This is a genomic window from Geomonas sp. (assembly GCF_056994735.1).
Window position 1 is genome coordinate 1 of the sequence record NZ_JBXKJL010000366.1, and the last position, 13,555, is coordinate 13,555.

12 protein-coding genes and 1 pseudogene are annotated in these 13,555 nt (G+C 60.1%); 11 read left to right on the forward strand and 2 right to left on the reverse strand.

The window, feature by feature from the left end; translation table 11 throughout:
• Window positions 1-276 (reverse strand): annotated as a pseudogene (locus AC11W3_RS15860) (acyloxyacyl hydrolase); the annotation flags it as partial.
• A gap of 254 nt (window positions 277-530) precedes the next feature.
• On the opposite strand from AC11W3_RS15860, the gene AC11W3_RS15865 reads away from it, so the two are divergent.
• The 4 genes from AC11W3_RS15865 (at window position 531) to AC11W3_RS15880 (ending at window position 3,464) form a co-directional block, all read left to right on the forward strand.
• Window positions 531-809: a hypothetical protein gene (locus tag AC11W3_RS15865; RefSeq protein WP_484089459.1), complete on the forward strand. Its 279-nt coding sequence runs from the start codon at window positions 531-533 to the stop codon at window positions 807-809.
• A gap of 49 nt (window positions 810-858) precedes the next feature.
• Window positions 859-1,938: an AI-2E family transporter gene (locus AC11W3_RS15870; RefSeq protein WP_484093330.1), complete on the forward strand. Its 1,080-nt coding sequence runs from the start codon at window positions 859-861 to the stop codon at window positions 1,936-1,938.
• 147 nt (window positions 1,939-2,085) lie between these two features.
• Entirely contained in the window at window positions 2,086-2,991 is a 906-nt protein-coding gene (locus tag AC11W3_RS15875; RefSeq protein ID WP_484093331.1) for a hypothetical protein, read from the forward strand.
• Window positions 2,992-3,161: 170 nt separating this feature from the next.
• Entirely contained in the window at window positions 3,162-3,464 is a 303-nt protein-coding gene (locus AC11W3_RS15880; RefSeq protein ID WP_484089462.1) for a hypothetical protein, read from the forward strand.
• Window positions 3,465-3,504: 40 nt separating this feature from the next.
• Here AC11W3_RS15880 and AC11W3_RS15885 read toward each other — a convergent pair whose 3' ends face one another.
• Entirely contained in the window at window positions 3,505-4,362 is an 858-nt protein-coding gene (locus AC11W3_RS15885) for a sensor histidine kinase (protein WP_484089463.1), read from the reverse strand.
• 308 nt (window positions 4,363-4,670) lie between these two features.
• Between AC11W3_RS15885 and AC11W3_RS15890 the strand changes: the two genes are divergently transcribed.
• The 7 genes from AC11W3_RS15890 to AC11W3_RS15920 form a co-directional block, all read left to right on the forward strand.
• On the forward strand, window positions 4,671-5,366 hold the full coding sequence (locus AC11W3_RS15890) for an ABC transporter ATP-binding protein (protein WP_484089464.1): 696 nt from the start codon (window positions 4,671-4,673) through the stop codon (window positions 5,364-5,366).
• On the forward strand, window positions 5,363-7,903 hold the full coding sequence (locus AC11W3_RS15895) for an ABC transporter permease (RefSeq protein ID WP_484093332.1): 2,541 nt from the start codon (window positions 5,363-5,365) through the stop codon (window positions 7,901-7,903). Before AC11W3_RS15890 ends, AC11W3_RS15895 begins: the two co-directional genes overlap by 4 nt.
• Window positions 7,904-9,085, forward strand: a complete 1,182-nt coding sequence (locus AC11W3_RS15900) for a lipocalin-like domain-containing protein (RefSeq protein WP_484089466.1) — start codon at window positions 7,904-7,906, stop codon at window positions 9,083-9,085.
• Between the two features lie 294 nt (window positions 9,086-9,379).
• On the forward strand, window positions 9,380-10,831 hold the full coding sequence (locus AC11W3_RS15905) for an ammonia-forming cytochrome c nitrite reductase subunit c552 (RefSeq protein WP_484089467.1): 1,452 nt from the start codon (window positions 9,380-9,382) through the stop codon (window positions 10,829-10,831).
• A gap of 285 nt (window positions 10,832-11,116) precedes the next feature.
• A complete protein-coding gene (locus AC11W3_RS15910) occupies window positions 11,117-11,593 on the forward strand; it encodes a class II SORL domain-containing protein (protein WP_484089468.1) in 477 nt (158 codons plus the stop codon).
• Between the two features lie 128 nt (window positions 11,594-11,721).
• Complete coding sequence (locus AC11W3_RS15915) at window positions 11,722-12,726, forward strand: methyltransferase (protein WP_484089469.1); 1,005 nt, start codon at window positions 11,722-11,724, stop codon at window positions 12,724-12,726.
• A 48-nt stretch (window positions 12,727-12,774) separates the two neighbouring features.
• A partial coding sequence (locus AC11W3_RS15920) for a DUF1499 domain-containing protein (protein WP_484093333.1) occupies window positions 12,775-13,555 on the forward strand: 781 nt, incomplete at its 3' end.

The window sequence follows — 13,555 nt, forward strand, 5'->3', positions numbered from 1 at the left end:
TGGCAGTTCCAGCACATGCTCGAACTGGCCGCGATACCAGCCGCTGCCCATCTCGTCGCTGAGGAAATAGCCGAACCTGCCGATGAAATCGACCGTCTGGACCTGGGTCCGGGTCGCTCCAAAGCCGCGGTGGGTGATGCCATAACCCATCAGGTAGCTGAATTCGGTGGATGCCACGGGAAAGGGAGGAGTCTCCTGTGCCTTGGCTGGGTGGCTTAGGCAGAGGACGCAGAGAAAGAGAAGTAGTTCCGCGGTTGCAAGGGCGATTTTGGCCATGCCTGCTCCTTGATAGGATAACGGCCAGGGAGGCGTCGAAGGCAGGGATATTGAAGATCATACCAAATCCCCTCCCGAATACCGCACGATACTGGTGGTTTCGGAGCATCCATAGCAAAAAACTGTCTTTGCCTCAACATGTTGGTATGCTAGTGTCAGTCGGCACCTGTCTTATCTCGACTAGTTGATCTGCAAGCCACTTCGAGCCGCCGAATTAAGTACCGGTGTCTTTCAACAGCATCAAGGAGAAAATCATGAAATACTTCCTGGTCACCGCAATCTGTACCGCAATCTTTGTTGCCAGCGGCTGCACTGCTTTTCATGCCAAGCAACCGGCATCGCCTCCGGTGGTCCCGAAGAAGATCGCCGTCCCGGTCGGCAAGCACTGGCAGGTTGTGGAAGAGCCTCCCGTCCTGACCAACGAGCGCCACGAACAGAATCTGCCGTTCCAGACGGATCAGTCGCTCCAGCCGCCGGGCGCGCCGCCGGTTACCCCTTCGGACCAGCGCAAGATCGTGACCCCCCCCCGCTGAACAGGGCGAAGGTGACTTCGGCGCGAACAAGCAGTTCGAGAGGAAAACAATGCACAAAAAACTGTATCTCAGTATCCTTGCGGCCTTTGCCACTGTGGCCGCAATCGTACTCTTTCTGATGCTGGCAGCGCCGGTGGTGAAGCCCTTCGCCTGGGCTCTGATCATCGGTATCGCCACCATGCCGCACTACCACCGCATGAACACCTGGTTTCCCGGTCATCCGGCCAAGGCCGCGGGACTTATGGTGCTGGCGGTCCTGATCTGCTTCATCCTGCCGACCGCCGCACTGGTAATTACCGCAACGGTCAATGCTGACGATTGGACGCAGCAGGTGGTTCAGTTGTTCAGCACCATCAGCAAGACCGGCGCTGACACCCTGAAGCATCTTCCGCTGGTCGACAGGGCTACCTCGCTGGCCAACAGGTTCGGTGTCGACATATCGGGCATGGGGGCCAAGGCCGCCTCGGAAGGTTCCAGGATCCTGCTGGATATCGCGACCGGAGCGGCAAAGAATGTCTTCGACTTCCTCTTTACCCTTGCCGTGGCGCTCTTCCTCCTTTTCTTCATCTACCGCGACGGCGAAAAGGTCGTCGACACCTGTATCTCGCGACTTGCTCCCAACAGGGAGAAAGCGAACCGCTATGTGGGCGAGATCCGTTCCATCACCACCGCGGTGACTGTCGGTACCATCTTCACCTGTGCGACCCAAGGGGTGACGGCTGGACTCGGTTACTGGGTGGCAGGTGTGCCGGCTCCGATTTTCTGCGGCGCGCTCACGGCCATTGCTGCCCTGGTCCCCGTGGTCGGTACCGGAATCGTGTGGGTCCCGCTCACCCTGCTGGTGGCCTTGAACGGCTCCTATCTAGCCGCCTTGCTCCTGGCCCTTTGGTGCATGATCTTCGTCGGGTTGGCTGACAATGCCATACGTCCGCTGGCCATCGGAGCGGCAAGCGACATTCCGGTGCTGGCCATCGTGCTGGGGGCTATCTGCGGCGTGGTGACCATGGGATTGATGGGGCTCATATTGGGGCCGGTAATATTCGCCATCCTGATGAGCATCTGGGGACAGGCTGTAACCGACATAAATCCCGACGAGTCCGACGAAAGACCGGGAACGGCCCGGCGGTAGTCTCCCGCTCGCCCACTGTCCGCCCGCTGCGCCGCGTGAGGTTGGAACGGCCGATCTTCCTGCTGGAGGAACGAAAGGTATATACTAACCTGGTATGTTGCCGTTCGCCCCTGACCGGTCGTGATTACAGCTCTTTGACGGTGAGCTATGAAACTCATCAGCAGGCATTTCGTTTGGGTCATATTGGCGGTGGTCATCTTCTCATGCCATGCCGGAGCATCCGCCGAGGCGGCGGTCGCAGCCGAAAGCGCCCTCCTTGCCAAGTACCCCGCGCTAAGGCCCAAGCTTGAGAAGAATCGCTTCGGCGCCCCCATCTACCTCGATTCAACCGAGACAAAAGGTTCCGTACGGGTCGACATGTACGGAACCTTCGCTCACCCCTTTGAAGCCGTTCGGGACGCACTGCAGTATCCCCAGAACTGGTGCGACATCACCTCGCTCCACATCAACATCAAGGCCTGCACCTACCGCAAAGCCGGCGAGCAATGGTTCGTGACCCTGTACAACGGCCGCAAGTATTACCAGCCACCTGCAGACGCCTACCCCCTGAAGCTGAAGTTCAGCACCGTCTCGCTGCAGCCGAATTACCTGGAGGTCGCCCTGTCGGCAGAGGAAGGGCCGTTACGGACCAGGGATCACCGGATGAGGCTGGAGGCTGCCCCGCTCGATCCCGGGCATACCTTCGTCCATTTCAGCTACTCCTACAGTAGCGGCCCCATGGCCAGGATGGCGATCAGGAGCTACTTCGCGACAATCGGCCGGGACAAGGTCGGCTTCAGCGTGGTCTACCAAGGGGGCAGGTACGTTTACGTGGATGGGGTGAGGGGGGCCATAGAACGGAACACGGTCCGCTATTTCCTGGCGGTGGAGACCTATCTCGACGCCCTTGATCTCCCGCAAAACCAGCGCTTCGAACAGCGGATAAGCCGCTGGTACGACCTGACCGCGAACTATCCCCGGCAGCTCAAGGAGAACGAAAAGGGCGAATACCTGGCAGTCAAAAGGAAGGAGCGTTACAACCAGGTACTGCTGCAGCGCAGCGAGGGGAAATAGGGTCGGCGGGTAAGGGGAGAGTGCCCGACCGTGGACGGTACCGGGTCTCTTTAGGTAAAATGGCCATAGGGTTGAGAACTTGCCGGCACCGCCGGCTCAACCACTGACGGCGCCTCTGATGTCGCGGATATGATAGAGGGTCGGCGCAGTCAGTCAAAGGGAGGAGCAAAATGATTTCTCGGATATTCGTGGCAGTGGTTCTGACCTTTTTTCTGGGATCCGGCGTCGCCTTTGCCGAGGACACCTTCAAGAAAGGGGGTAAGGAAATCGGTCAAGGTGTAAAGGACATAGGACACGGCGGAGGAACGGAGATCAAAGAAGGGACCAAGACTATCGGAAGGACCACGGCCAAAGACGTCAAGAAAGGTGCCAAGAAGACGGGACACGCAGTCGAGAAGGCCGGCCATAAGACCGGTGAGGCGGTCAAAAAAGCAGGTGACAAGACCGGCGAAACCTTGAAGGGGGGAAAGTAATCATGGATCCAGGGGAGGGGAGGCTTCCAGCCTCCCCCTCTCAGCTCTCCAGCGTGAAATAGAAGGTCGCGCCCCGCCCCGGTACCCCTTCCGCCCACACCTGCCCGCCGTGACGCTCCACGATTCTCTTCACCGCCGTCAGCCCCAGCCCGCTACCCGGGAAAAGTTCCCGGTCGTGCAGGCGTTGGAAGGGGTGAAAAAGCCTGTCGTAGTAAGCCATGTCGAAACCTACCCCGTTGTCCTTCAGATAAAAAACCCGCCGTGAATCCAGGTCGAGGCTGCCGAACTCGATGCAGGGCCGCTCCTTCGGCGAGGTGTATTTCCAGGCGTTTTCCAGCAGTTTCCTCATCGCCATCTTTAGCAGGTTGAGATCGCCCTTTACCTCCAGTTGGCTCTTCGCCGTAAAGTCGGCTTGCCGTTCCGGCGACTTCGCTTGCAGCTCTTCTGCGATGTTCCTGGCTACCTCGCCGAGATCGAAGGTTGAAATCTGCAACTCTTGGTGCAGCAGGCGGGAGACCTGCATCAGGCCTTCGATCAACTCGTTCATCTGCTGGGAGGAGTCGAGTATGCAGTTCAGATAACTGATTCCCTCCCGGTCCAGTTCGTCTGCGCCGCGCTGCAAGATCTCGCGTGTGAAGCCGCTGATTCTCCTTAAGGGGGCAAAGAGCTCATGCGCGACCGAATAGTTGAACTCCTCCAGCACCCTGTTCACGGCATCGAGTCTGGCCTCCTGGTCCAGAAGGAGCTGCTCCAGATGTGCCAGTTGCTGGATCTGTCCGGTGACCTCGTCGCCGTGCGTTGTCTCTGCTCCAAGCATATTGCGGACAGTCTCGAGAGAATTTCTCACCATCTTCATCAGATCGACAGCATGTCCAGGTATGGTCACGTTCTCGTACATGTCTTCTTCCCCTCAGTGTCAGCACGTGATCCGCACATCCTGCATCAATTCAAGGCACATTACTGCGCAAAGCTGCACGGTCTGTTTACTATCTCTACTGGGATGATAAATTACCGGTAGGCCGCACTCACAGGTCGCCATGTTCGAGGAGCCGGATCGATAACTGCCACGGATTTTCAGTTGCAGATTTATGAAATGATACACGAAATTGTGAGCTTTACATTCCGCTACTGACTCGTTTCACCGCGCGAGGCCGTCGATTCAGTTATCGCGACCTCGACCTTGGCAACGGCACTGAAGGAGGGTGAATGCCGGCACCGCTTGTCCAGTTGAGAGGGGTCTCGAAGTCGTTTCGGGAAGGTGGCCGGGAGCGTATCGTCTTGCGGGGCGCTTCCCTCTCGATCGAGACGGGGGAGTGGGTATTTCTCCTGGGGCGAAGCGGTACCGGAAAGTCCACCCTCCTGAACCTGATCAGCGGCATCGACAGTCCGGATCGCGGTGAGATCGTGGTCGAGACTAAGGCCATCAACCGTCTGAGCGAGCGGGAGCGCACCCTTTTTCGCAGAAACCACATCGGCTTTGTCTTCCAGTTTTACAACCTCATTCCCACCCTGACTGTCGAGGACAACGTCCTGCTGCCTCTTGAGCTTGCCGGGAAACTGACCTCGCAGACGAGAGCCCGTGCGCACGATCTTCTCCATCAAGTCGGGCTGGCGGATCGGGGAAAATCGTATCCCGATCGGCTCTCGGGTGGGGAGCAGCAGCGGGTGGCAGTGGCGCGCGCCCTGATCCACGCACCCAAGCTGGTGCTGGCCGACGAACCTACCGGCAACCTCGATGCCGAGAGCGGCCGGCTGGTCCTGGATCTCTTCCAGCGACTGGTGCGCGATACCGGCGCCACCCTGGTGCTGGTCACCCATAGCAGCGAGGTCGCCAGACTCGCCGATCGGATAGTCACCATCAGGGACGGCAAGCTCGTCGACGTCGGGAGCGGGGAGCCATGATCCTTTGGCGGGCGGGGTATCGCAACGTGCTGAGCCATCCCTGGCTTACGGTGTTGGCGGTGGTCGGAGTCTCGCTGGGGGTGACGGTGGTAACCGCCGTCGATCTCGCCAACCGGGCGGCGGAGCGCGCCTTCATGATTGCGGCCGAGACCGTCGCCGGAAAGGCGACCCACCAGTTGGTCGGAGGGCCGGCCGGCCTTCCTGACGATCTCTATAGACGCATCCGGGTCGACGGCGGTTTCAGGAATTCGGCGCCGGTGGTAACCGGACCACTCCAGATCTCCGGCCCCCCTGTCGCAACTTTCCAGATCATCGGCATCGACCCCTTCGCCGAGCCCCCCATCCGCTCTTTCAGTTCCCGCTTCAGCGATCCCGGTCTGCTGGCCAAATTGATCGGGCAACCTGATACCGCGCTGATGCTGCGCCAGACGGCACGGGAGCGGGGGGTGAAGGTGGGGGGGACGTTCAGCGTAGAGGTGGCAGGGAAGAGGCAGGAGCTGGTTCTGGCCGGCCTCCTGGATGCTCCCGATGAGGTCTCCCGCCTCGGGCTCGCCGCGGTCCTGGTTACCGATATCAGCACGGCGCAGGAGCTGCTGGGACTGACGGGGAGGCTTTCCAGGATCGACCTGGTGGTGCCGCAAGAACCTCCTGGTGCCTCCGAATTGAAGTCTATCCAATCCCTCCTTCCCGCAGATGCCACCATAATCCCGGCGGGATCCCGAGCCGTTGCGCTTGACCGGATGACCCGTGCCTTCCGCCTCAATCTCTCCGCCCTAAGCCTCCTCGCCCTCGTCGTCGGCATGTTCCTCATCTACAACACCATGACCTTCTCGGTGATCCGCCGAAGGCGCCTTATCGGGATGCTTAGGGCCCTGGGCGTGACACGCAGGGAGATCCTGGCCATGATCTGCGGCGAGGCCCTCCTCATCGGCCTGGCCGGCACCGCTGTCGGAATCGCCTGCGGCACCTTGCTGGGAGGGGAGCTCACCCGTCTGGTCACCAGGACCATCAACGACCTCTACTTCGTCATGGAGGTGCGGAAGCTCCCTCTGGTACCCTCAGCCTTGGCCAAGGCTGCCGTGCTCGGTATCGCGGCGACCCTGGTGGCAGCCTTCCCGGCCGCAGTCGAGGCCACGGGCGCACCGCCAAGAGCCGTCTTATCCCGATCGGCGATCGAAGCCCGCCGCAGGAAAGCTGTGCCGCTGACCGCACTGGGCGGACTGCTCCTTATGCTCGTCGGGTGCGGCATCCTTCTGTATCGAGGTGGCGGCATCGTGGGAGGGTTCGCCGGGCTCTTCGCCATCATCCTCGGCTACGCTTTGACCATCCCCGGCGCCATGGTCGTCATGGCCGGGACCCTGCGTCCGGCGATGGGGGCTTTATTCGGGGTGGTAGGCAAGATGGCCGCCCGAGGAGTGGTGGTGTCCCTCTCCCGGACCGGGGTCGCCACTGCCGCACTTGTGGTCGCGGTTGCGGCCGGTATCGGTGTCGGGATCATGGTGGGAGGCTTTCGTCTCACCGTGCAGAACTGGCTGGAGAGCTGGCTGCAAGCCGACGTCTACGTCCGGAGCGCTGAGAGTGGCGGACGCATCCGGCCGCCCCTCGACCCCAATCTGGTGCAACGCCTGTCCACCCTCCCGGGCGCCGAGTCCTTCAGCCTGACCCGTCGGGCCGGCATCGAGAGCGCCGGATACGCCACGGAGATCCTGTCCATCGAGATTCCACGATCGACCTTTCTGCGCTACCCGTTCAAAGAGGGGGATCCGGCGAGAGCGTGGGAAAGGTTCTCTCGCGGCCAATCGGTCATTGTGTCAGAGCCTTACAGCAACCGCCACGGACTGAAAGTGGGGGATCGATTAACGCTCCGCACCAGGCACGGGCAGCGGTACTTTGATGTCTCCGGCATCATCTATGACTACAGCTCCGACGCCGGACTGGTCCTGATGAGCCGCCGGGGGTATCTGCAGAACTTCGATGACCCCGCTGTCGACGGCATGTCCTTTTACGCACGCAAAGGCGTCACTACAGCGGAGCTTGCCAAGGAGATCAGGAGCAGGGAAGGGGGGAGCCGGATCGCGATCATCTCCAACAGGGAACTGAAAGAGGCCACCGTCGCAATTTTCGACCGGACCTTCGCCATAACGGGGGTGCTGAGAATACTCACCCTGGTGGTCGCATTCGTGGGGATCCTCTCCGCGCTGATGGCCATGCAGGTCGAACGTGCCCGGGAGCTGGCAGTCTTGCGGGCGATAGGTCTGACACCGTTTCAGGTCTGGGGCGTCGTCTGCGGCGAAACGGCACTGATCGGGTTGGTGGCAGGGATTCTTTCCATCCCGCTCGGCATCATAGAGGCGTTGATTCTCGTCTTCGTGGTCAATCTCAGGTCTTTCGGCTGGACCATGCAGTTTTCCATCGATCCCGCATACCTGGCCGAGGCCATCCTCCTCTCCGTGGTGGCAGCGACCTTGGCCGCCATTTATCCTTCGGCGGTGATAGCGGGATCGTCTCCTGCCGCTGCTCTGAAAGAGGAGGAGTAGATGCGCCAGAATGTCGTATCTGCGGCCGCCTCCATATCGATGCTGATGATGCTGCCGCTGCTCCTTTTCACAGGTTGCACCGATACGGCGCAGGAAAAGAGCAAGGAGACCGATGTCACCGAGGTCCTGGGTGGAACTCCCGCCGAGGGGTATGCACAGGCCTTGGCGCCGCGGCCTGTCACCTTCCCGGCCGATCACGGTCCCCATCCGGGCTTTCGCAATGAGTGGTGGTACTTCACGGGGAACCTGAAGAGCGCCGATGGCCACAGCTTCGGGTATCAGCTCACCTTCTTCCGCGTCGCCCTGACGCCGCATCCGGTGAAGAGGGCGTCCACCTGGGGGACCAACCAGGTCATGATGGCGCACTTCGCGCTGACCGATATCGACGGAAAACGTTTCCGCTTCGCCGAAAGGTTCAGCCGCGCTGCCCTGGGACTCGCCGGCGCCGGAGGGACACCCTTGGCCGTGTGGCTCGAGGGCTGGTCCGCGGTGGAGACGCTGGCGAAGCCGTGGAGCATGAAACTTTCCGCCGCCGGCACCGACATGGCGATCGAGCTCGATCTCAGGAGCCTGACCCCTGTCATATTGAACGGGGACCGCGGGCTCAGCCGCAAGAGCGCCACCCCCGGCAACGCCTCCTACTACTACAGCATCTCCCGCATGCGGACCTCCGGAACCGTCCGCTCGGGAGGCGAGAGCTTCAAGGTTACCGGCCTCTCCTGGCTGGACCGCGAGTGGAGCACCAGTGCACTCGAGCGTGACCAGGTTGGCTGGGACTGGTTCGCCCTGCAGTTGGACGACGGGCGGGACGTCATGTTTTACCGTCTCAGGAGGCGGGACGGCAGCGTCGATCCCTTCTCCAGCGGGACGCTCATATCTGCGGACGGAGCGACCACGCATCTGGCGCGGGATGAGGTCCAGTTGGAAGTACGCCGCTGGTGGACCAGCAAGGCATCAGGCGCTCGTTATCCTTCCATATGGCGCATGCGGATACCATCACAGAACCTGGACCTGGAGATCGTGCCGCGTTTGCCTGATCAGGAACTCGCGGCCGGATTCCGCTACTGGGAGGGCGCCGTTGCCGTGAAAGGCGCCGGTAAGACCACCGGGTCTGGGTATCTCGAGATGACCGGCTACGGGGCGCGACCAGCGTCTGAAAACGAACGACAGGCGCCAGAGTAAAGGGATTGAGAGTTTCCCCTGGATCCAGACCTTTCCCAGTCACGGTGTCACAGGTGACTGTCACGCTGCTGTCAGAGTGCTATCCCTCCATTCTGGCAGCAGGCCGGATCGATGGTAGACTCAAAGGGGCCAAATGAGGTGTTGTAGACACTGCGATGAGATCTTTGACCTAAGTCAAAGAAGTTGTCCCCTGATATGTTAATGTTCGTCAGCTTTCGTGGCTACCTTGTCTTACCCACTTCAGCAGAAGTCAACATACCCGAGTCATTCACATACCATCAAAGGAGGTAGGACATGCAGATGAAGTACTGGAAGACATCGGCCGCGCTGGCTATGCTAGCGGCAGTGGCCATGTGGTCGGGATGTACCCAGAAGAAGGTGGAGCCGATGACTGCGGCCGAGATTCCCGACGGCGCCATCGACCCGGCCGAGTGGGGCAAGGTGTATCCCGTCGAGTACCAGCTCTGGAAACAGACCGGCGAGCCGACCCCCGCCGGGAAAAGCAAGTACAAGAAGGGCTACGATGTCGGCGGGGACCGTCCGGATAAGCTCGACGAGTACCCCTTCCTGGCCCTGCTTTACAACGGCTGGGGCTTCGGCTCCGAATATCGCGAGCCGCGCGGGCACTACTTCATGGTCCAGGACCAGCTAGAGGTCGACCCGGGCAGGGTGAAGGCGGGCGGCTCGTGCCTCACCTGCAAGACGCCGTACGCCCCGATGCTCGAAAAGCAGATGGGCAAGGCCTACTTCTCAACCCCGTACAAGGAGGTGCTGGCGAGACTTCCGAAGGATCAGCAGACCCTGGGGGTTTCCTGCGTCGACTGCCATGACAACAAGACGATGGGGACCAAGATCTCCCGCGGCTTCACACTTGGCAAGGCGCTAAAAGAGATCGGCGTGGACGAGTCGAAGCTCACCGCGCAGGACAAGAGGACACTGGTCTGCGCCCAGTGCCACGTGAGCTACATGATCCCGAAGGACCATGAAATGCACTCCACCGACGTCGTCTTCCCCTGGAAAGGGAGTAAGGCCGGCAACATCACCATTGAGGACATCATCAAGAACATCAAGAGTTCGCCGGCAAATGGCGAATGGGTCCAGAGCGTGACAGGCTTCAAGCTCGGGTTCATCCGTCATCCTGAGTACGAGCTCTTCTCCAACAACAGCCCGCACTGGCTAAACGGCGTAAGCTGCGCCGACTGCCACATGCCGACCGTAGTGGTCAAGGGGCAGAAGGTCTCGGACCACAGGATCATGAGCCCGCTCAAGAACGACCTGATTGCCTGCGCCGCCTGCCACACCGAGAAACCGGAGGAACTGCGGACCAAGGTCCTGAACATCCAGGACGCAACCATGATCGTCTACCTGAAAGCCGGCTACGCGACCGCCACCGATGCGAAGCTCTTCGAGATGGCCAATAAGGCGCAGGCGTCCGGCAAGGAGATCGACAAGGCGCTCTATGCGCAGGCACGCGAGCAGTACGAGCAGGCCTTCTACCGGCTCATCTTCATCGGGGCAGAGAACTCCACCGGCTTCCACAACCCCAAGGAGACCATGCGCGTCCTGACCGACGCCGCCAAGTACGCCGCCTCGGCAGATGCGCAACTGCGCCAGGTCCTCGCCAAGGCAGGTGTTACAGTTCCGGAAAAGGTCGACCTGGAGCTGGCGAAGTACACCAACTACCGCGGCTCCAAGAAGCTCATGTTCAAGCCGCAGCATGAGATCAAATCTCCCGATGTGAAATAGGAGCTACCTTCCTCCGGAGGGCGAAGCATCTTCGCCCTCCGGAGTTTATCTTTCTCCCTTCCATGATCCCCAGCTGTGTCATTCAACTCCGGCTTGATAGTGAGTTCATATTGACTTTGACATGCCCTGCAGGAACGGTTATAGATAATTTCCGGGATCGACCATCCTATCAATCTCATTTCATTCTGTTATTCCAGTACCTGCTTGACTACTTGCCGCTGCAGGGTAGACTTTGCCTCGTTGCCGGTTGGTTATTTCTGTGAAGTCTTACACAGCGGGGGAATTATGGACAGAAGGGAATTTATTAAGAGTGCAGTCGCAGGTACCATTGCAGCAGGTTTTGCCACGACCGCTTCGGCTGAGCGTTTTTTCCCGCAGCAGGTCGACCAGTCGCTGTTTCAAACCGTCAACAAGGTCAAGGATCCCGGTAAGAAGACACCCCTGGAGATGTCGCACGCGCCCATGATCACGGCACCCTCTTCGGTAAAAGCAGGGGAGATGTTCACCGTGGAAGTGAGCGTGGGGGAAAAGCTTCATGGGATGGCGCCGGTGCACTGGATCGAGGCGATCGAACTCTTCATGGGAAACGACCCGGCCGGCAGGATCGAGCTGCAACCGAAGGGGTATCTGAGCCCGAAGGTGGCTTTTTCTGTGACCGTGCCAAAGGAAGCCGCGCCCAGTGGCAAGGTGACCTTGGTAGCCAACCAGCGCTGCAACCTGCACGGTTACTGGGAGTCGAGCCTCGACATCCGCGTGATTTGATCCGCGAGGCTTTCATAGCCTGCATCCTGCAGCAGATCACCAGGCAGCCGATTCTTCGGTCCCTGCGTCCGGCAAGCGTTAGGGGCCGTCCCTATTGATAATTCAATGCAATTGAAAAGGAGGCAAGCTTGGAAGCGAAATCGTGGACACTCCCGCAGCTTCTGGAACTGTCAGGCGGCTACTGGAGCACCTGTACCTTGCACGCCGGCGTCAAACTCGATGTCTTTACCCATCTCAGTAACGCTCAACTCTCGGCCGCAGAGCTTGCCTCCACGATAAAGAGCGACAGTCGTGCACTTGCCATGCTGCTAAATGCTCTTGCCGCGATGGAGCTACTGGAAAAGCAGGGCGACAAGTATCTCGCCACCGGATTTGCAGCCAAATTTCTTTCCAAGACATCGCCCGACTACATGGGCTACATCATCATGCACCACCATCACCTGGTAACAGGCTGGAGCAATCTCGACCAGTCCGTCGTGACAGGCACCCCGGTCAGGGAGCGGTCATCGCATGAGGACACAGAGTCGACCCGCGAGAGTTTCCTGATGGGGATGTTCAACCTGGCGATGCTGATGGCGCCGAAGATCGTGCCGCATATCGACCTTTCCGGCAGGAAGCGGTTGCTCGATCTCGGCGGTGGGCCCGGCACCTATGCCATTCATTTCTGCCAGCAGAACCCGGAGCTCACCGCCGTGATCTGCGACCTCCCCACCACGCAAAGATTTGCGGAGCAGACTGTCGCCCGCTTCGGACTTTCCGACCGCATCGCCTTCATGGCGGGTGACTTTGAAAACGAAGAGCTGCCGACCGGGTTTGACGTCGCCTGGTTGTCGCATATACTCCACAGCAGTGGACCGGAGAGCTGTGTCGAGATCCTGAAGAAGACGGCCAAGGCGCTCCAGCCCGGAGGTTTGCTCCTGGTACAGGAATTCATTCTTGATGACACCAAGGCCGCCCCCCTCTTCCCTGCGCTCTTCTCGCTGAACATGCTGATCGGTACGCCGGAAGGCCAATCGTATAGCGAGGGCGAACTGATCGATATGCTGAAGGCGGCCGGAGCGGTGGATGTAAGGCGGATTCCTCTCGAACTTCCCAACGGCTCAGGTGTCCTCGCTGGAGTGATGCCGGGATAAGCTCACCCATGCCGGTATCCGGGGAGTAAGGGAGAGAAGGAGGCGATTATGGTCCACCGTAGCTTCGATCGTGAAGTCAGGTCGGAAGATGACCGGCCCCGAGCCTCCGGGAGCACGTCCTTTGTGCTGCCGTTGTTCGCCGTAGCAGCCTCCATCGTCTCCGTTATCCTCCTCTTCTCCTCCGGTTTCGGCACAAGGCTGGACCTCTGGCAGTTCCGAACCGGCTTCTCCCTGCTGAAGTTCGCAGCCTACTGCGGCCTGGGCTGTGCCTTGCTGGCGGTCATCACGGGTGTCGTTGCTTTTCGGAGGCGGCACCATGCTGGCGTGCTCCTCTCGATTGTGGCACTACTGGCAGCCCTGCTGGCGTTCGGAATTCCTTTTTCATGGATGTTGAAGGCGCAACATTACCCTCGCATCCACGATATCACTACGGATGTTGACAACCCGCCGAGGTTCGTGGCGGTGGTTCCCCTGCGGCATGGCGAGGTCACTTACCCGGGCGCTGCGGTCGCGGCCAAGCAGCTTCAGGCGTACCCGGATCTGAAGACACTGGTGCTCCCGCTGCCTCAGGACCAGGCCTTCAAAGCGGCCCTGGATGCTGCCCGTGATATGGGATGGCAGATCGTGGCAGCTGTTCCCGCCGAAGGGAGAATCGAGGCCATCGACACCACACCCTGGTTCGGCTTCAAGGATGATGTGGTTATACGGGTCAGCCCGGCCGGACAACGCTCCCTGGTCGATGTCCGCTCCACCTCGCGGGTCGGCATGAGCGATCTTGGCACCAACGCCAGGAGGATCCGCGCCTACCTGGCAAAGCTCTCTCACAAGG